Below are 18,473 nucleotides of genomic sequence, written 5' to 3'. Positions count from 1 at the left end.
GAGAGCTCCATGGACAACCACCCGAACAAGCGTTACCTGCTGGCCATCGACAATGGCACCCAGAGCGTGCGCGCGCTGCTCTTCGATTTGCAGGGCAATCTGCTCGGCAAGGGCAAGGTTGAATTGCAGGCCTATTACTCGACGCAACCGGGCTGGGCCGAACAGGATCCGGAATATTACTGGGCGAAACTGGGCGAGGCCTGCCAGCAGGTGTGGGCGCAAACCAGCATCGATCGTTCGCAGATCGCCGGCGTTTCCCTGACCTCTCAGCGCGGCACGGTGATCAACGTCGACGCTCAGGGCAAGCCGCTGCGCCCGGCGATTCTCTGGCTCGATCAGCGTCAGAGCGAAGTCGAAGGCGGAATCAAGGGGCCGTGGGGCTGGTTGTTCAAACTGGCTGGCGCGCAGGCCACAGTGGATTACTTTCGCGCCCAGGCCGAGGCCAACTGGATCGCCCGCCATCAGCCTGACGTGTGGGCGGCGACCCACAAGTTTCTGTTGCTCTCGGGGTTCCTAACGCATCGCCTCTGCGGGCGTTTTGTCGACTCGGTGGGCTGTTGCGTCGGTTACCTGCCGTTCGACTTCAAACGCCTGCGCTGGGCCGCAACCCGTGACTGGAAATGGCAGGCGCTGGCGGTGCGTCCCGAGCAACTGCCGACCTTGCACAAGCCCGGTGAAACCCTCGGCCATATCAGCGCCGAAGCGAGTCTTCACACTGGGATTCCGGAAGGCATTCCGCTGATCGCGGCGGGCGCCGACAAGGCTTGTGAAGTGCTCGGTTCCGGTGTCGTCGACTCGGGCACGGTGTGCCTGTCTTACGGCACCACCGCGACCATCACCAGCACCCGTTCGCGCTATCTGGAAATCGTCCCGTTGATTCCGCCTTACCCGTCGGCAGTGCCGGATCAGTACAACTGCGAGGTGATGATTTACCGCGGCTACTGGATGGTCAGCTGGTTCAAGAACGAGTTCGGCCTGCGGGAAATGCAGCAGGCCAAAGAGCAGGGCATCGAGCCCGAGCGACTGTTCGATGCGCTGGTCGAGGCGGTGCCGCCGGGCTCGATGGGATTGATGTTGCAGCCGTACTGGTCACCGGGGATTCGCGAACCGGGTGTGGAAGCCAAAGGCGCGATGATCGGCTTCGGTGACGTGCACACCCGCGCGCATATCTATCGGGCAATCCTCGAAGGCCTGGCGTATGCCTTGCGTCAGGGCATGGAGAAAATCGAAAAGCGCTCGAAGATCTCCGTCACCCGTTTACGAGTGGCCGGCGGTGGCTCGCAAAGTGATGCAGCGATGCAACTGACGGCGAACATTTTCGGCCTGCCGGCGGAGCGTCCGCATGTCTATGAAGCGTCCGGTCTGGGCGCGGCGATCTGCTGTGCGGTGGGGCTTGGGCTGCATGCTGATTTCCCTACGGCGATTGCGGCGATGACCCGGGTCGGCGCGGTGTTCATGCCGCAGCCCGAGGCGCAAAAGGTCTATGAGCGCCTGTACAAGGACGTGTATCTGCGCATGTACCGGCAGCTCAAGCCGTTGTACCAGAGCATCCGCAAGATCACCGGTTATCCGGCCTAGAAAAACTGCACATTCCCTTGTGGGAGCGGGCTTGCTCGCGAAGGCGGAGTATCAGTCACCGATTGTTTCAATGACCCACCGCTTTCGTCGGAACGCCGCCCGGACCAAGCCCCCTCCCACAGGAGACGGAGGCGCTTTTTTGCGCCATGCACGTGGCGCTATCGGAGAACTTTTCTGGTGAGATCGGACAGTGTCAGGGGCGGGGTCGATTGTTAGGCTCGATCTCCACTGCACACATAACAAGAACCAGAAGCAATGAAGCTGATCTCCCTCCTGCTGCTTTGCGCAATGGCCCCGACGGCGTGGGGCTGGTCGAACCATACGGTGGGCAGTTACCTGGCGTTGCAGGATCTGCCGGCGTTGCGCGATGCGTCGCCCGTCGAGGTCGAACCGCTGGAGCGGTTTCTATCCGAGCAATACCCGGCCATCGTCGCGTTACTCGATGAGCAGGAACGCTTCGCCCGCGAACACTTCAAGCAATACCCGCCGCGCCCCGACAACCTCAAGTTGCCCGCCGCGCCGAGCGAAAATCTGCGCCACGACTTCCTCACCGCGCTGCGGATCAATCCGCTGATTCATCTGGCGATGGTCATCCAGCCGTTGCCGGGCAAGGACCTGCCCGAGCGCGAGCATCTGCAAGCCGATCAGGTCATGGTCGAGCAGACGCTTTCGCCGTGGAACCGTCAGCGTTTCATTCGCGTGGCCGATCACGAAAAAGTCGCGCCCCTCGCCGTGCTGGCCAGCGCCGCCGATGAGCCGGACTACGGCCACGACATCAATCTATTCAGCGACAACCCCGGTGAAGTCGCCGCGTTGTACGGCTTCGGTCCACAGCCGTTTGGCGATGCGCGCTTCCAGTACAGCTCCCAGGCGCCGTTCCACATGGGCTTCTTCCATGAGAGCCCGGTGGTGTACGCGGCCGCCGGATTTCTCGAGCGCAGCTGGCCCGACTGGCGCGCGTATCAATACATGGGGCTGGCGCGACTGGCGTTTGCCACGGGTCATTCCTACTGGGGTTACCGCTTTCTCGGCTGGGGCCTGCACCACGTTCAGGACCTGACCCAGCCGTATCACGCCAAGCCGTTGCCCGGCGTCGAACTGCCGAGCCTTCTGCTGCTGGAAGGCAAGGCGCTGGCCGGTTTTGCGGAGGACAAACAGGCGTCCATCGAACGGGTCGCGACCCGCCACATGGAAGTCGAGAAATACCAGTCGACCTGGCTGCGTCGCGTGCTGCGCGCCGGTCAGCCGCATCCGATGCTCGATGCTTACGCCGATGCCGCCGGGGACGCGCATTACCCGCCGTACTCCGTGGACTATTTGCGCGAAGTGGTGAGTGCCGAGTCGGTCGACGACTCTGCCGCCTTCGATGAAGCCATCGGCCAGTGGCTGGAAACGGCGCCGGTCACCAGCGATTTCAGCGCGGGCAATCAGTTGCAGCGCGAGACCTTCGAGCACCCGGAACTCAATCAACAACTGCTCAAATTGCTCGGCCATTTCGGCGCCCACAGCCGGATTTATGTCCGTGCGGGGCTGGCGCCATAAGCATCGCGGCAACACACAACAATAAGAACAGGGAAGGAGGAACAGATGATCAACACTCGATTGCGCCTGTCTGGCGTAGCGCTCCCCGGTGTCGGTTTGGCAGGGCTGCTGCAACTCTGCGCAGTCGACGCGGTGCAGGCCGCCGAGTTCAGCGTGCTGGACAATCAGGTCACCGGCTCGCTCGACACGACCTTGTCCTATGGCCGCTTGTGGCGGGTGCAGGGCCGGGACAAGAACAACGATGACGTCAACACCAACGACGGCAATCGCAACTTCGACACGGGGCTGGTTTCCGAGGTGTACAAGATCACCTCGGAGCTGGAAGCCAACTACCAGAACTACGGGATGTTCCTGCGCGGCACAGCGTTCTACGACACCCAGTTGATGGACAAGCGCAACGACTACTACCACAACAACAGCCCGTCGCAGCCGAGCCAGAGTTATCCCCAGGACGACCGTTTCACCAGCCAGACCCGCGACATCGCCGGCAGCCGGATCGAGATGCTCGACGCCTACGTCCACGGCAGCTGGGACGTTGCGCAAATGCCCGTCACGGCGCGGGTGGGGCGTCAGGTGTTCAACTGGGGCGAGGGGATTTTCTATCGCGGCGGGATCAACACCACCAACCCGGTGGACGCCGCCAAGTACCGCTTGCCCGGTGCCGAGGTCAAGGAAGTGCTGATGCCGGTGGAGGCGGTCAGCTTCAACATCGGCCTGACCGACAGCCTGACGATGGAGAGCTTCTACCAGACCAACTGGAAAGAAACCCGCATCGATCCGGTCGGCACCTTCTACTCGCAGACCGACCTGTTCGCCGACGGCGGCAACACCGCCTACAACAACTTCAGCGGCACTGCCCTCGACACGCCGGTGCCGGGGTTCGGCAACGTCATCGGTCTGTACAGCGCATTGGGCAACAACCCGATGCTGGGCCCGGCGCTGAAGTCCACCGGCCTCTACGCCAACGGCGTGACCCCGGCCTACGGCAACACCCTCAAGGTGGCGTCCATCGGCAAGGACTACAACGCGCGCAACGACGGCCAGTTCGGCTTTGCCTTTCGCTACATCGCCGAAGAACTCAACAGCACCGAGTTCGGCCTGTACATGGTCAACTACCACGCCAAGGAACCGACCATCGCCGCCGACCTCGGTGGTTACAAGGGCATCGACATGAATGCCCTGACCAACATGCTTTCCAGCGTGGCCGGCAGCCAGGCCGGGGCCCTCGCCAGCGGTCTGGCGACTGCCGATGTGATGGGCAACATCCAGGCCCATCGGCGCTACGCCGAAGACATCCGCATGTACGGTTTCAGCTTCAACACCACGCTGGGCAATGCCTCGGTGTTCGGTGAACTGGCCTATCGGCCGAACCTGCCCATCGGCATCGCCGCCACCAATGATTTGATCGGCGACCTGGCCAACGGCGCTGCGGCGGCGGTGTCCGGCAAGGCCATCAACGTCGGCGGGCAAATGGTCACCCTCGACAGCCAGATCAACAACGCCGAGCGGGTGGAAGCGTTCAACACCTCGCTGGGCAGCATCTACAACTTCGGCCCGACGCTGTCGTTCGACTCGATGTTCGGCATCTTCGAACTGGCCTCCGAGCACCTGCGCGGCAGCAGCCTGCAATACACCGCCTACGACGGCAGCACCCGTTACTACGCCGGCACCGGCAACACTTCTTACGTGTCTGGCGGTGATCGCGACGATCAGGTCAACCGCAATTCCTACAGCTACACGGTGATGTTCAACGGCACCTGGAACGACGTGTACGCCGGGATCAACGTCTCGCCCTACGTCGTCTACAAGGACGATTTCAAGGGCAACAGCTACCAGGCCGGTAACGCCATCGACGGGCGCAAGGCCTACACCCTGGGGGTCAAGGCCAACTACCAGAACAAGCTCGAAGCCGAACTGCAGTACACCGAGTTCTGGGGCGGCGGGCAGAACAACGGCATTCGCGACCGCGACAACGTCGGGTTCAACCTCAAGTATTTCCTTTAATCACAGCGCGCAGACCAATGTGGGAGCGGGCTTGCTCGCGAATGCGGTATGTCATTCAAGTTGTTGGCGACTGGCACGGCGCATTCGCGAGCAAGCCCGCTCCCACTGGCGATACGCGGCGTCTTGCCACTTCGGAGAACGATCATGTTTCAAGCTTCACGATTGACCAAAACCACGTTGGCGCTCGTCCTCGGCCTGGCCACCGGCAGTGCACTGGCCGCCATCTCGCCCCAGCAGGCCGAACAACTGAAAACCTCGCTGACCCCCATGGGCGCGGAGCGCGCCGGCAACGCTGCCGGCACCATTCCGGCCTGGACCGGCGGCATCACCCAGGCGCCGGCCGGCTACAAACCCGGCCAGCATCACCCCGATCCGTACGCAGCGGACAAACCGCTGTTCACCATCACCAAGGCCAACCTCGACCAATACAAGGCGCATCTCAGTCCGGGTCAGATCGCCCTGTTCAACAGCTACCCCGACACCTTCCAGATGCCGGTCTACCCCTCGCGCCGGTCCGGCTCGGCGCCGCAATGGCTGTATGACAACACCCTGAAAAATGCGACCTCGGCCAAGCTGCTGGAGGGCGGCAGCGGGTTCGCCGATGCCTATGGCGGCGTGCCGTTCCCGGTGCCCAAGGACGGGGTCGAAGTGCTGTGGAACCACATCACTCGCTATCGCGGTATCTACGTGGTCCGTCGTGCCTCCGAAGCACCGGTGCAGCGCAACGGCAGCTTCGCGCTGGTGACTTCGCAGCAGGAAGGCTTCTTCAACTACTACCGCCCGGGCGGCCAGTTCGCCGACCTGAAAAACATCCTGTTCTACTACCTCGCCTTCGTGAAAAGCCCGGCGCGCCTCGCCGGTGGTGCCGCGCTGGTGCACGAGACGCTGGACCAACTCAAGGACCCGCGCCAGGCCTGGATCTACGACGCCGGCCAACGCCGCGTGCGCCGTGCGCCGAACCTGGCGTACGACACGCCGATCGCCTCCTCCGATGGCCTGCGCACCGCCGACGACACCGACCTGTTCAACGGCTCCCCCGACCGCTTCGACTGGAAGCTCAAGGGCAAACAGGAAATCTACATCCCCTACAACAACTACAAAGTCGGCAGCCCCGACGTGAAATACGCCCAACTGCTCACCCCCGGCCACCTCAACCCGCAATACACCCGCTACGAGCTGCACCGGGTCTGGGTGGTGGAAGGCACACTCAAACCGGGTGCGCGGCATGTCTATTCCAAGCGAGTGCTGTTCCTCGACGAAGACAGCTGGGGCGCCGCCCTGGTGGATCAGTACGACGGGCGAGGGGAGTTGTGGCGCGTGTCGATGGCCTACCTGAAAAACTTCTACGACCTGCCCACCACCTGGAGCGCACTCGACGTCTTCCACGACTTGCAGGCCCGCCGGTACTACGTGCAAAACCTGGATAACGAAGAGGCCTCCACCGTCGACTTCTCGCAACCGGTGCCGGAGGATTCGTATTTCATGCCGTCGGCGTTGCGGCAGCGGGGGACGCGGTGAGTGATTTGACTTAGCTGCATTTCCTTCCCTCACCACACTGTGGAAGAGGGAGGGATGGTTTCGGATCAGCAAAAAAATGGCGAGTGCACCGCACTCGCCACATCACGTATCAATCAGTCGGCACAACCTTGTCCAGCGCACGGTTAACGGCCATTTCGGCGATCATCACGATCTGGGCGATGCCTTGCAGGGTCTTGCGGTGGCTGCCCTCGACCAGCGCCACATGATTGTTGAGCATGACGGTGGCGGAGCCGAGGGATTCGCTGGCGTCCACCAGCAGGGATTCGGTGTCGGCTTCGGGGTGAGTCTGGTAGAGAGTGTTGGGTTTGTAGGGCGCGGCCATGATGTGGGCGCTGAGTGGGCCCAGGTGATAATCGAGGGCGCGTTCGGCGGCTTCGTTGAAGCGCTTCGAACCGGGGCATTCGTAGGGAGATGCCGGATCCGGGATGATTGTGGGTTCGGTGAGCGGTGGGTTTGGCGTTACCTTGAACATGGGTGACTAACCTCTGGTTAGGCCGCACCTTTTCGCCGCTAAGCGAAAGGGTGGCAGCTGTGCGCAAGTTAGCGGACCGGAAAGTCACCCAAAACCCGGCGCACCCGAAGGTGCCATGCGCACAGCCACCATCAAGTGCAGGCTGGCGCCTGACTGGATTCGACATGTGCAACCGTAGGGGACATTCCGAACCGCTAAGTTCGATCACTGGAAATCAGTGACGCAATCAAATTACGCAGCCAGCCCAAGGCGCACAAGCCGGCGGATTCTGGCGTAGCCGTAGGCAACGGCGCAAGGTTTTGTGGGCTTCGGGACGTATCACCGCGTGTCCTTAAACACCCAACGCAAACCGCGTGTAATTACGTTTCAGAACTCGTCATCCACTTCCTGAAGTTGGCAATTTCAGGACAAAAAAGAAGGGCAGCCTTTCAGCTGCCCTTCTTTGTACATCGGCTTTCGTGTGCAGGATTTACACGCGGAAATGGCTAACCATCTGCTGCAACTGCCCACCCAACCGCGCCAGTTCAACGCTGGACTTGGCCGTCTCATCACTCGCCGCCGCCGTCTGCTCCGACACGTCGCGGACGTTGATGATGCTGCGGCTGATTTCTTCGGCCACGGCGCTTTGCTGTTCGGCGGCTGCGGCGATCTGCTGGTTCATCGACTGGATGTTCGACACCGTGCGGGTGATGTTTTCCAGGGATGAGCCCGCCTTGCGGGTCAGGGCGACGCTGCTGTCGGTCAGGGCGCGGCTGTTGTTCATCACGGCCGAGACTTGCTGAGTGCCGTTTTGCAGACCGGCCACCAGGCCTTCGATTTCCTCGGTGGATTTCTGGGTGCGCTGGGCCAGGCCACGGACTTCGTCGGCGACCACGGCAAAACCACGACCGGCTTCACCGGCACGGGCGGCTTCGATGGCGGCGTTGAGGGCCAGCAGGTTGGTCTGTTCGGCCACGGCCTTGATCACGTCCATGACGCTGCCGATCTTGTCGCTTTCCTGTTGCAGCACGCTCATGGCTTCGGTGGAGCGCACCACTTCGCTGGCCAGACGCTCGATCTGGGCGATGGCTTCGTTCACCACTTTGTCGCCTTCGCGGGCTTCACCGTCAGCGGCAGCTGCGGCTTGCGAGGCTTCTTCGGCGTTGCGCGCGACTTCCTGCACGGTGGCAGTCATCTCGTGCATCGCGGTGGCCACCTGATCGGTCTCGACCTTCTGGCTGTTCACACCGGCGCTGGTCTGTTCGGTCACGGCCGACAGCTCTTCGGCGGCGCTGGCGATCTGGGTCACGCCGTCGCGGATGCCGCTGATCAGGTCGCGCAGGGTCACGCCCATGCGCGCGATGCCTTGTTGCAGCACGCCGAGTTCGTCGCGGCGGGTGACGATCACGTTGTGGCTCAGATCGCCGCTGGCGATGCGGTCGACCACAGCCATGGTTTCCTGCAGCGGACGGGTGATCTGGCGGGTGATGATGAACGCAGCAATGACGCCCACCAGCAACGCCAGCAGAGTGCTGATCAGTTGCAGGGTGCGGGCTTGAGCGCTTTCCATGTCACGACGGTCGAGCTGGATCTGATACATCTGCTCGCTCAGGGTCACGATGGTGGCGCCCTGATCGGTCATTTCCTTGCGTGCCTGCACCGATTCGCTGTTGGCGTTCTTGAACGCCTGCAGGGCGCTGCGGTAGTTGGTCAGCGCGGTTTCCAGCTGACGCAGGGTGTCTTGCTGGGTGCTGGAGAAATGCACGCTCAGCTGTTTCAGGCTGGCGATGGCCACATCCAGTTGGCCGACGGCTTTCTGCTCGGTGTCGGCATTGGCGGTGGCGGTGTAGCCGCGCACTTCATAGCGCGCCAGGATGAACGCTTCCTTGGCTTCGGTGATGGCCTGGAACTGTTCGAAACGTGTATCGCTCAGCGGCATTTGCTGCACGCGGTTGCTGATCGACTCGATCAGGTTGTACGCGGTCTCGGCATTGGCGGCCATGGTGTCGCGCGCGGTGTTGCCGGTGCGGTAGGCGTTGCGCATCTTGTTCAGGGACGTCTGGTACTCGGCGATGGTCGCCGCCTGCTCCTTGAGCAGCTTGACGTTCTCCGGGCTCTTGAACTTGCCGATCAGCGCTTGTTGCTGTGCAGCGAAACCGTCGAGGGTGGTCTGCACGTTCTGCGCGGCGGTTTCATCGCCGTTGGTCAGCATGTATTGCAGGCGCACCACGCGCAGCTTGGTCAGGCCGGCGTTCAGCTGGGTGATGTCGCTCATCCAGTTGCTGCGGTCAATCAGGCCGCCGAGGCTGGTCCAGCCGGTCAGGGCAAGGATGCAGGTCAGGGCCAGGACGAGACCGAAACCCAGCCCCAGTTTGAGGTTCACGCTGATGTTGCCGAACCAGCTATTCATCACAATTCCTCCAGAAAACGTTGTGCGTCTTGATCGTCGGTCAGGCTGGAAGATTGTTGTTTTTTTGAGCCAGCAAGGGTGTTAGCAGGACTGTATCGGCCGCAAATCCGAGAGCTGAAAGGATTTTGTCCGACGGAATTTGTAACAAGGGATCCCAAGACTTTTTTCACATGACTTTCACTGGCTGCCCACGGGGGCCTCTGTACCTTCGCCGGATCAAATGACAGTGCTACGAGCTGGCGAGGCGGTTTTTTGTGGAATTGAGACTGAGTCTGTTCGGCGTCAAACGCTCGATCGACCTGAGCGGTTTGGCCCGTTTTCGGAACGCCGGGGTTGTTCTGGCAACCTTGGCGCTGGTGGTGCCATTGACCCTGTGGCTGCTTGCCCCGGCGGCGGTGCCTGATCTGGCCCACGGCAACGTGGCCGGTGCGCAGGCGTTGGCGGCCGGTTGGGCCAAGGGCGACATGATCGTGCTGGTGCGTCATGTCGAGCGCTGCGATCACTCTCCGGCGCCATGCCTGAGCGGCAATGACGGCATCACCGACCGTTCGCGCAGTGTCGCGGTCGCCGTCGGCGCACAGTTCGAACACCTGGGCCTGAACCATGCCGACATCTACAACAGCCCGATGACCCGCACCGTGCAGACCGCCGGTTACATGTTCAACCACGCGACGACCGGCGAAGACTGGCTGATCAGTTGCAAGGGTCGCATGTTGCAGGATGCGCTCGCGCACAAGGTTCCGGGGCGCAACCTGATCCTGGTCACCCACAGCGAATGCATGGCGCAACTGGAAAAAGACCTCAAGGTGCCGGCCTCGACCCTCGGTTATGGTTCTTCGCTGTTCGTTTCCGCTGCAAACCCGGCGGCTCCGAAAATGCTTGGCTTCATCGAGGCCTCCGACTGGCGCACGGTGTCCACCCGATGAGTGCTCGCTTTTACGCTTACAACTTCGGTATCCCGCTGTTTTGTGCTGCTGTGGTGTTTCTGATGTTCGACATGACGAACATCGACATCGCTTTCAGTAATCTGCTGTTCGATCCGCTGACCCATACCTTCCCCCTCGACAAGATTCACTTCTTTGAAAAGCTGACCCACAAGTGGGCGCGGATCATTCCGAACTGGACCGCTGAAATTGCCCTGATCGGCGCGATGCTGTCGGTGGTCTGGCCGCTGGTCAATCCGCAGAAGCGCCCGCGCCTCGCCGGGTTTCTCGAGCGCAGCAAAGTGGCGCCTGTGCTGCGCTTTGCCGCTGACCATCGCCGGGATTTTCTGTTTGTGGTGGTGGCCTTCGCGGTGTGTACCGGCGTGATTCACTTCCTCAAGGCCCACACCAGCGTTTACTGCCCGATCGAGACGACGCTGTACGGCGGCAAGATGGCGCACATCGAGTGGTACAACAATTTCCAGCTGTTCCATGAAGCCGGTGACGGCCGTTGCTGGCCGGGCGGACATGCGTCCGGCGGCTTCACCATGCTGGCGCTGTATTTTGTCGCGCGGCGTTATCAGTGGCGCTTCTCCAGCCCCTTGTTGTGGAGCTCGCTGCTGCTCGGTTTCGTCTACGGCACCACTCGCGTCCTGCAGGGCTGGCACTACATGTCCCACACGTTCTGGGCCGGTATCTTCGTCTGGCTGGCGTGTTTGCTGACGGCGCTGGCGTTTTATGGACGGGCTCGTCTGGAGTTGCCGGTGTTGAGCAAGCGTGAGCGACAGGTGTTCAGTGCACAGCCTGAGGCAGCTCTCTGAAGCGTCGCGATTGAAATGAAAAACCCGCCATCTCCGGCGGGTTTTTCGTTTGTGCATCGCTGTATCAGTAGCCTACAAAGTAGTACGCCTGGCGCCCGACCATCATGGTCTTGAGGACTTTCAACGGGGCGGCGGGCTCGCTGTCCCCCGACATCACCGCGATGTTCGAAGGCGAGGCACTGAGGTAATCCTTCAGTTGCGCATCGGTATCCAGCCCCTTGAGGACGCTCTGGGTGTAGAACACGCTGGCGCCGCCAACCCGTTCGTTGGCCTGGAACAGCGCGACCTGATGGCCGCTGGCTTGCAGGCTCTGGATATGTTCGGTCAGTGGCAGGAACGACAATTCCTTGTCCGCCTTCGGCAGTGCCCATTGCGCGGCACCGAGGTAGCTGGCGATCACCACCGTCAGGATACCGGCCGCCAATGCCTGACGATGACGGGCGATCCATCCGACAAACCCGGTGTTTCGGTCCTTCAACCTGTCGAACAGTACGCCTGCATATTCCGCCGCAATCACCGCTGCTGCCGGCGTCATCGACATCAGGTACACCGTGCGCTTGCTCGACGCCAGGGTCAGCATGATGAACTGCGCAACGATCCACAGGCTGAAAAACAGCAGGTAACGATTGGCCTTCAATTGTTTGCGGAAGTGCCACAGCCCCAGGTACACCAGAATGTTCCAGGGCAGGAACGCTTCGGGCAGTTTGGCGATGTAGTAGTAGAACGGCTCATAGTGCCCGGCTTCGACGAAGGAACCGCTGAAACGCCCGACGCTGTTGGTCAGCAAGACTTCTCTGACGGCCTGGGCGCCGCCGTGCTGATACAGCACCGCGAGCCAGATCAGCAGCGGAATCAGCCCGAGCGCGGTCAGCAAACCGGGCCGCAACCACTCGGTCAGCTTGAAGCGCTTGTCCATCAGGTTGTCCGCCAGCAGGTAAGCGAAAATCACCACCCCCGGCATCGCCAGACCGAGCACGCCTTTACTGAGCGTGGCGATCGCAATCCCGACCACAAACAGCAACGAATTAGCCGGCGTCGAAGCGCGTTGCGCCTGGAAAAATGCCAGCAACGCCGTGGTCACGCCGAGTGCGAGCAACGCATCCTCGCCGACCCCGCGCACGTTGCTCCAGTAACTGGCCATGGTTGCCAGCAGGATTCCCGCGGTCCACGCAATCGCTTTCGGCCGTCCGAAGCGCCGCAGCATGCCGTACAGAATCATCACGCTGAGCAGACCGGCCACCGCCGACGCCAGCCGCACCGCCCACGGCGAAACACCGAACACGCGCATGGCGCCGGCATCCAGCCACAGACTCAGGGGCGGTTTTTCCAGAAACGGTTCACCGAACAGACGGGGCGTCACCCAGTCATCGTCCAGATGCATCTCCATGGCGATGCCGGCGACGCGGGCCTCGGTGGAGCCTTGCAATTGATGGTTACCCAACGCGAAGAAAAACAGCAGGGCGGCAAGCAGGAACAGGGAAGTGACGGCACGCGACGACATAGGTTTCAGTTAACCGGAAGGGGCGAGAGGCGAGAGCATACTTCGTCAATGCTTAACAAATTGTGAAACTCACGCGAGTCGTCGCGACCAGCGCTGATCCGGCGCTTCGAATGCCGGATTGACCAGCGCCGTCAGCACATGATCCTGCCAGCGCCCGGCGATGTTCAGGTAGGCCTTGGCGTAGCCTTCTTTCTCGAACCCCAGGCGCTCAAGCAGCCGCGCACTGCGTTCATTGCCGGGAATGTAATTGGCCATGATCCGGTGCAGGTTCTGGGTCTCGAACATATAGGCGATGGCGGACTCCAGCGCTTCTTGCATCAAACCCTGCCCCTGATGGGCCGCATCGATGTGATAACCCAGATAACACGCCTGGAACGCACCACGAATGATCCCGCTGAAATTGCAGGCGCCGATCATTTGCTCGCCGTCCGGAGTCAGCAGCGCCATGTGCACCGCCAGTCCGGCATCGAAAGCGCTGGCCTGGACTTCAAGGCGTCGGCGGATTTGTTCGGTGGAGAAGTAGTCGGTGGTGCGGATCGGTGACCACGGGGCGAGATGGCGTTGGTTGCGTTGGTAGAAATCGCTTTCCAGAGGCGCTTGGTCCGGGGAGAGCACCGCGAGCGTGAGGCGTTGGCAGGGGAGGGTCAACAGCGGCATTGGGGGCTCCGGGGATCGGTGTTGATCACCAGAATTGCGCGGTGGGCGGGAAAATACAAACGCGTGGCCAAATCCCGGGCAAAAAAAGCCCGCAGGAGAGCGGGCGAACCGTAGTTTCTTGAATGAGCGAGCGGACTTTACAGCTTTGGCGAAAGCGGGGCAGTGAAGAAAAATTCATCTCGCTGCACCTTCGCTCAAGACGCCTGGTCCCCTGATTTCGGCCCTTTCAAGAGAATCAGTGGCAGATGACTGGCTTCGAATCGGCCGCCTGCTGCAGTGGGTCAAGTTTGCTCAGGGCGCTGCTGACCAGCATCTCCGCCAACCCCGCCAACTGATGCATCGCAACGATCCGCGCCCGTTGCACCTCATCCGGTCGATGGACGAGATCATGCGCCATCATATTGAGCGCCGCGAGATTCTGGCTGGCGTGGGTCAACAGCGTGACCAGGTCGACGTCGGGACGCACGCTGAAGATCTGATCAACCGGAAGAAGCCGAGAATTGCGCCTGCGGGCAACGGTAATAGGGCGTTCGGAAGTCGAGATCGTCCTGGACTCGGCAACCGGGGAATTTTCGGATGGATCGGGGGTATCTTTTTTCATGACCGGACTCCATGTGAGGGGTGATCCTTGCGCTTCGGCGGGGTAGTGCCGTTCACCTATTTGTTGCGAGCCGCTGGCCTTCGGTCTGAAGAAAGGTGGCTACGAGAAGTATTGGATGACCGCGATTTGAATGAGTCCATTGAGAGTCTTGCGGGCCGTACGATTAGTAGTCTCTGCGCGCAGAAACTGATGGTGAAGATCGACACGGGCACCTACCGACTAAGAGTGTAATGGCCCCTGTTTATAAAAATACTCGAATGGCAGCTTTAGCCGTCAGCGGACGAATGACATTTGAGTCGTTAGTAAAAAAGCCCCCGATCAAAGGTGACAAGGCCCGTACTTGGCGGGCCTTGTCACCTTTGATCGGGGGCTTTTTTACTAACGACTCAAATGTCATTCGTCCGCTGACGGCTAAAGCTGCCATTCGAGTATTTTTATAAACAGGGGCCATTACACTCTTAGTCGGTAGGTGCCCGTGTCGATCTTCACCATCAGTTTCTGCGCGCAGAGACTACTAATCGTACGGCCCGCAAGACTCTCAATGGACTCATTCAAATCGCGGTCATCCAATACTTCTCGTAGCCACCGGACTATCTGGGATTTGGTGGCGTAGGTCGATTCGTTTCGCATTTGAAATTCGACAATTGTAGTGGCGAGGTATAGGACAGGAACTTTAGTAATTCCACGCACCATGTCATCAAAATGCGGAAACTGGAAATTGCCGACCAGCGTTGCTACGTTAATCAGAGATTGCCCACGCAAATTTGATTGAGCGATGCCCAGTTGAGTTGCCAGCAGAACGATCTCAGAGACAACGAGATCGTCCAATGGGGAGGCGATGCAAGTCAGACAAGAACCATACGTATCATGCGGTGTCATCGTTGTGCATTCGGTGCAGTACCTGAGCCTGCCTTCTGTCAGGTCATTACGCACGTCGCTAATGCCAGCAATAGAAAGATCTGTCGTCAACGAAACCCACCAGCCCCATAGCTGAACACCGCGATTGCTCCACTTGTCACCTCCTTCGTATATCCATCGCCTCCATCGGCTTGCGTAACTGAATACTTCGCCGAAGATCTCGTGTCTTCCGACCGTGCCTGCGTATTTCTGTATTCGGTTGACGATCAATCGTGGGGTAACGGCGCGAGAGTCCTGGTCGAGCACCGACGTGCGATTAATCTTCTCTAAGCCCTTGCGCAGGAAATCGGACTTTACGCTTTTCTGACCCACGAGCATTTCGACAGGCACGATGATATAGGCTCGCGTGGTGGCCCGCCCGAGAGCGCAAGCCAACGTGATGTCGTCCATTTCAAAGCCCGCTATAACGATCACGACGGCCGTCTCCATACCGCGATACGCCGAGATCGTAGAGCATGGAGCATCGATACCCTCAAGCGATGAGGAGAACTGGCTGAGGACGATCAAGTCCTCCCTCGTTACTCCAGCTTTAGAAAGATCCGCCATCATGGTCTTGAGCTTCTTGGAGACATCCCAGGTAATGCTTCTAGACAATTCCTCTACGGATATAGGACGAGGGTTATTCACCTCATGTCGTGGCGGTAGTATCTCCATCATCGTTTGAGTGATGACTCCGGGATTCCGGTAGACCGTTGCCAGAAAGAAGAATCGCTCGCTATAGGTTTCTTCCAGAAACTGATAGGAACTGCCCTTTTCGATACCGGGAAGTACCTGGAGCTCATCTGCAAAAACGAACTTGCGAGCGTTGGCGAAATGGTCGCGTAGCGCCAAGTGATCGGCCTCGTTGAGCGCTTGGGCCTCGTCGACGATTAACGCTTCGTACTGGTTGTCTACCGCGCCATGTAGGGCCAGGTGATGCTCGTCATAGTTGAGATTGCCATTGCTGCTTTTATTGTTACAAGTGCCTAGGGATTCGCAATAGGAATGGAAGGTTTGAACCGTAACCGCCCGGCCCAATTTGCTCAATTGGGCAGCTACCTTGTTCGTGATCTGACGGTTTTTTAGAAGGACGAGTACTTTGAGATTCCGCGCAACAAGCTGCTCGGCAAGAGACCGTGCGATTAGCGTCTTGCCACTACCCGAGAACCCTGCGATCAGTCTCCGATCAGAGTTGACGCACGACGCTACTTGATTCGCCTGTTTTTTGTCTAATTGAAGCCACAACTCGCCGTCAGCTACGATCTTGCGGCCGAGAGCCCCTTCCCTCATTTCCTGCGGCCAGACTGATTCCAGGAATTGTTCAATCTCATGGCTGAAACTTGCTTGGCTGCCATAGTTCAGTGCGGTCTTCCAATGCGTCATCAACTGAATGATGCGCGCGGGCATGTCCCGACGATGCTTTTGCAAGATTAGAATACCATCGGCCAGTTGCCGATTGAGCGGTACGTAGGCGCTAGCGATTTGCGAGCTCTCGAGGTCGAAGTCTGGGAAGTGCACCGCGTATCCTACAGGGCAGTTCATTTGCTGCGACTTCAACATCTCAAGGAGGACGAAAGCGTTGTCCTTGACCTGATTCAGGGGGTCGATTTCATATCTGTCGCGCTCATGAATGAATCGAACTCCCGAGGGCTGGTACATCCCCGACTTTGTCTCGATACAAAGAATGCCTAGATCCGCATGCAAGATCACAAAGTCCACCTCGCCGGACAGGTGCTTCCTGTCTGATGAGACCCGTAGGTATTCCTGCAACTGCTGCGAGTACACCCGCTTGGTCCTGCCGCGTAGCCAAGGTAGCGAGTGGATGACGACGAACCCATCGTCAAGTGCGGCTAGTTCCTGAAAGAGCGTGCATTCGCCTTCACTGCGGAATTCCGTATGGTCGAGTGTTGGAAAGAATCTTGCCATGGATGAGGGAAATACTAAGTCCGTTTAAAGTTTTCAGTGAAAGGGGGGGCAGATTTATTTTGAATGAAATCATTCTGCCTCCCCTTTTTCATTTGGCGTCGAATGTCTTTTTCATGACAACGCTCTAGGGTTTCAGGCTTCCGGCGAATTCCTTTGGTAAACCATCTGCCGGCTCGCAGCGGAGCGCGAAGACTAGCGCTCGGAAGCATCTTGAACCAGTACATTAGAATCGACGCGTGCTGCAGGAAACTTCCTAGGATGCCTGTAGGCAGGAGCGAAGTTCACTCGACGTCAACGTGTGCTTGAAATGATGTTCCCACAACCGCACACCCAGCCCACCCGAACGATCCAGCGACGAACCCATCGTCAGATCCGTGAGCAACGTCGGCTGCAACCCAGCATCAAACAGCGCAAAACCGGCAGCGAGACAACAGGTCTCGGTCTGCAGACCACAGACCAGCACACGATCCAGATTCAAGCTTTTCAGATAGTCGATCGTGTCCGGCGACGGCGCATAACCGTACTTGATGAAAATACGATCCGCAGCAATCAGGCTGTCATCGTCCGCCGCCGGGTTCCAGCCGAGCTGGCGCTGGAAAGGTGTGCGGCTTTCGTCGTGACGTTCAACGGTGGCGACGCTGGGCAGCGTGCCGATGAGCGACCGGATGCCTTCGACCAGCCATTGCGGCGGGGAAAAGCAGGGCTGTACGTCGATGATCAGCAGTGCCTGGCGCATGAGCTCTCCGGATATAAATCCCCAGATGCGACAAGGCCCGCACTTGGCGGGCCTTGTCGTTGAGAGTTGGTGGAGCCGGGGGGATTTGAACCCCCGTCCGCCAGTACTCCGCTGTCGGTACTACATGCGTAGCCGTGTCTATTAAGTTAACCCTCAGCGACCCGACGGGCAGGGTGCTTTGGGCGAGTTGTGTAAGTTTTAGCCGCTTCGTCCACAACGTACTGCACGGCGATTCTGTTCTATATGACAATCATTTCGGGTTTACAGACATCCCCTGATGATTGCTGGGCCCGAAGGCACCAGGAGTGCATGTCAGCTGCAATTAAGCAGCGAGAGCAGCACCGTATTGGTCGTCATTGGCAACTATAAGAAGTTGCAACAGTGGATTTACGACTTCTGTTACCAAGTCGGCATGCACCTAGAGTTTCGCAACCGGCGTCGAATCCTAAACGGCCCCGAACTCATTGCCCGGTACATCTGTTCGAGCAACAAGCACGCGCAGTGTACGCCAAACGGCTCGCAAGGCCAACCCGAAGGTTGGCCGGGCCTGGATCAATTGTTGGTGCCGGTGGATTTGCGCAGTTCCAGAATGGTTTGCGAGGTTTCCGCAACACAGTCATCGATCTTGCCCTGGGCCTTGAGCGCCTGAGCCTTTTGCACGCTGGTTTCAGCACGCTGACTCAGTTCGGGCGACGATGACAGCTGCCCCTTGGCATTGTTGATGGTCTGGATGTTGGCATCGCACAGGTCGGCAGGCTTGTCTGCAGCAAAGGACGTGGAAGCCATCATCGAGGCAGTAACGAACAGACCTAACAGTACAGAACGTTTCATATGAATCTCCTTGAACTGAGGGATCCCGACTTCGCTGGCCGTCAGGACGGGCAACC

General features: G+C 59.5%; 14 protein-coding genes and 1 other RNA gene. 6 read left to right on the top strand and 9 right to left on the bottom strand.

Annotated elements, in window-relative coordinates; all coding sequences use genetic code 11:
• Positions 1-9 precede the first annotated feature (9 nt).
• The 4 genes from OQ248_RS06750 (at position 10) to OQ248_RS06735 (ending at position 6,642) form a co-directional block, all read left to right on the top strand.
• Entirely contained in the window at positions 10-1,578 is a 1,569-nt protein-coding gene (locus OQ248_RS06750) for an FGGY-family carbohydrate kinase (RefSeq protein WP_265812373.1), read from the top strand.
• 255 nt (positions 1,579-1,833) lie between these two features.
• A complete protein-coding gene (locus OQ248_RS06745) occupies positions 1,834-3,120 on the top strand; it encodes a phospholipase (protein WP_265812372.1) in 1,287 nt (428 codons plus the stop codon).
• A gap of 45 nt (positions 3,121-3,165) precedes the next feature.
• Positions 3,166-5,124 (top strand): DUF1302 domain-containing protein, encoded by a 1,959-nt coding sequence (locus tag OQ248_RS06740; protein WP_265812371.1) that lies wholly within the window; start codon positions 3,166-3,168, stop codon positions 5,122-5,124.
• A gap of 144 nt (positions 5,125-5,268) precedes the next feature.
• The gene (locus OQ248_RS06735; protein ID WP_265812370.1) at positions 5,269-6,642 is read left to right on the top strand and encodes a DUF1329 domain-containing protein; all 1,374 of its coding nucleotides are present in this window, start codon (positions 5,269-5,271) and stop codon (positions 6,640-6,642) included.
• A 109-nt stretch (positions 6,643-6,751) separates the two neighbouring features.
• Here the strand turns inward: OQ248_RS06735 and OQ248_RS06730 are convergent, their stop codons facing one another.
• Together OQ248_RS06730 and OQ248_RS06725 are read right to left on the bottom strand one after the other, a co-directional pair.
• The gene (locus OQ248_RS06730; RefSeq protein ID WP_265812369.1) at positions 6,752-7,135 is read right to left on the bottom strand and encodes a hypothetical protein; all 384 of its coding nucleotides are present in this window, start codon (positions 7,133-7,135) and stop codon (positions 6,752-6,754) included.
• Between the two features lie 469 nt (positions 7,136-7,604).
• On the bottom strand, positions 7,605-9,524 hold the full coding sequence (locus OQ248_RS06725) for a methyl-accepting chemotaxis protein (protein WP_265812368.1): 1,920 nt from the start codon (positions 9,522-9,524) through the stop codon (positions 7,605-7,607).
• A gap of 254 nt (positions 9,525-9,778) precedes the next feature.
• Here OQ248_RS06725 and OQ248_RS06720 point away from each other — a divergent pair, with 254 nt between their 5' ends.
• Positions 9,779-10,450 (top strand): histidine phosphatase family protein, encoded by a 672-nt coding sequence (locus tag OQ248_RS06720; RefSeq protein WP_134825438.1) that lies wholly within the window; start codon positions 9,779-9,781, stop codon positions 10,448-10,450.
• Entirely contained in the window at positions 10,447-11,268 is an 822-nt protein-coding gene (locus OQ248_RS06715) for a phosphatase PAP2 family protein (RefSeq protein WP_265812367.1), read from the top strand. Before OQ248_RS06720 ends, OQ248_RS06715 begins: the two co-directional genes overlap by 4 nt.
• Before the next feature lie 64 nt (positions 11,269-11,332).
• Here the strand turns inward: OQ248_RS06715 and OQ248_RS06710 are convergent, their stop codons facing one another.
• From OQ248_RS06710 to OQ248_RS06680, 7 genes are all read right to left on the bottom strand, one after another.
• A complete protein-coding gene (locus tag OQ248_RS06710) occupies positions 11,333-12,769 on the bottom strand; it encodes a glycosyltransferase family 39 protein (protein ID WP_265812366.1) in 1,437 nt (478 codons plus the stop codon).
• A 69-nt stretch (positions 12,770-12,838) separates the two neighbouring features.
• On the bottom strand, positions 12,839-13,426 hold the full coding sequence (gene rimJ, locus OQ248_RS06705) for a ribosomal protein S5-alanine N-acetyltransferase (protein WP_265812365.1): 588 nt from the start codon (positions 13,424-13,426) through the stop codon (positions 12,839-12,841).
• A 235-nt stretch (positions 13,427-13,661) separates the two neighbouring features.
• Positions 13,662-14,027, bottom strand: a complete 366-nt coding sequence (locus OQ248_RS06700; protein WP_114881365.1) for a hypothetical protein — start codon at positions 14,025-14,027, stop codon at positions 13,662-13,664.
• Between the two features lie 450 nt (positions 14,028-14,477).
• Positions 14,478-16,850, bottom strand: a complete 2,373-nt coding sequence (locus OQ248_RS06695) for an NERD domain-containing protein/DEAD/DEAH box helicase (protein WP_265812364.1) — start codon at positions 16,848-16,850, stop codon at positions 14,478-14,480.
• Between the two features lie 253 nt (positions 16,851-17,103).
• A complete protein-coding gene (locus tag OQ248_RS06690; protein WP_265812363.1) occupies positions 17,104-17,586 on the bottom strand; it encodes a cysteine hydrolase family protein in 483 nt (160 codons plus the stop codon).
• A gap of 67 nt (positions 17,587-17,653) precedes the next feature.
• Positions 17,654-18,043: a transfer-messenger RNA gene (gene ssrA / locus OQ248_RS06685) on the bottom strand.
• A gap of 95 nt (positions 18,044-18,138) precedes the next feature.
• Complete coding sequence (locus OQ248_RS06680) at positions 18,139-18,417, bottom strand: hypothetical protein (RefSeq protein ID WP_085711868.1); 279 nt, start codon at positions 18,415-18,417, stop codon at positions 18,139-18,141.
• Positions 18,418-18,473 lie beyond the last annotated feature (56 nt).

It is taken from the genome of Pseudomonas sp. COW5, assembly GCF_026240005.1.
GTDB classification, from domain to species: Bacteria; Pseudomonadota; Gammaproteobacteria; order Pseudomonadales; family Pseudomonadaceae; genus Aquipseudomonas; species Aquipseudomonas kribbensis.
Note: the sequence above shows the minus strand (reverse complement) of the source record. Positions and strands in the feature narration are given on the sequence as shown.

Coding starts and splice junctions, on each gene's coding strand:
- OQ248_RS06750 (WP_265812373.1), top strand. CDS start 10: ATGGACAACCACCCGAACAAGCGTTACCTGCTGGCCATCGACAATGGC.
- OQ248_RS06695 (WP_265812364.1), bottom strand. CDS start 16,850: ATGGCAAGATTCTTTCCAACACTCGACCATACGGAATTCCGCAGTGAA.
- OQ248_RS06735 (WP_265812370.1), top strand. CDS start 5,269: ATGTTTCAAGCTTCACGATTGACCAAAACCACGTTGGCGCTCGTCCTC.
- OQ248_RS06700 (WP_114881365.1), bottom strand. CDS start 14,027: ATGAAAAAAGATACCCCCGATCCATCCGAAAATTCCCCGGTTGCCGAG.
- OQ248_RS06725 (WP_265812368.1), bottom strand. CDS start 9,524: ATGAATAGCTGGTTCGGCAACATCAGCGTGAACCTCAAACTGGGGCTG.
- OQ248_RS06715 (WP_265812367.1), top strand. CDS start 10,447: ATGAGTGCTCGCTTTTACGCTTACAACTTCGGTATCCCGCTGTTTTGT.
- OQ248_RS06690 (WP_265812363.1), bottom strand. CDS start 17,586: ATGCGCCAGGCACTGCTGATCATCGACGTACAGCCCTGCTTTTCCCCG.
- OQ248_RS06710 (WP_265812366.1), bottom strand. CDS start 12,769: ATGTCGTCGCGTGCCGTCACTTCCCTGTTCCTGCTTGCCGCCCTGCTG.
- OQ248_RS06680 (WP_085711868.1), bottom strand. CDS start 18,417: ATGAAACGTTCTGTACTGTTAGGTCTGTTCGTTACTGCCTCGATGATG.
- OQ248_RS06730 (WP_265812369.1), bottom strand. CDS start 7,135: ATGTTCAAGGTAACGCCAAACCCACCGCTCACCGAACCCACAATCATC.
- OQ248_RS06740 (WP_265812371.1), top strand. CDS start 3,166: ATGATCAACACTCGATTGCGCCTGTCTGGCGTAGCGCTCCCCGGTGTC.
- rimJ (WP_265812365.1), bottom strand. CDS start 13,426: ATGCCGCTGTTGACCCTCCCCTGCCAACGCCTCACGCTCGCGGTGCTC.
- OQ248_RS06745 (WP_265812372.1), top strand. CDS start 1,834: ATGAAGCTGATCTCCCTCCTGCTGCTTTGCGCAATGGCCCCGACGGCG.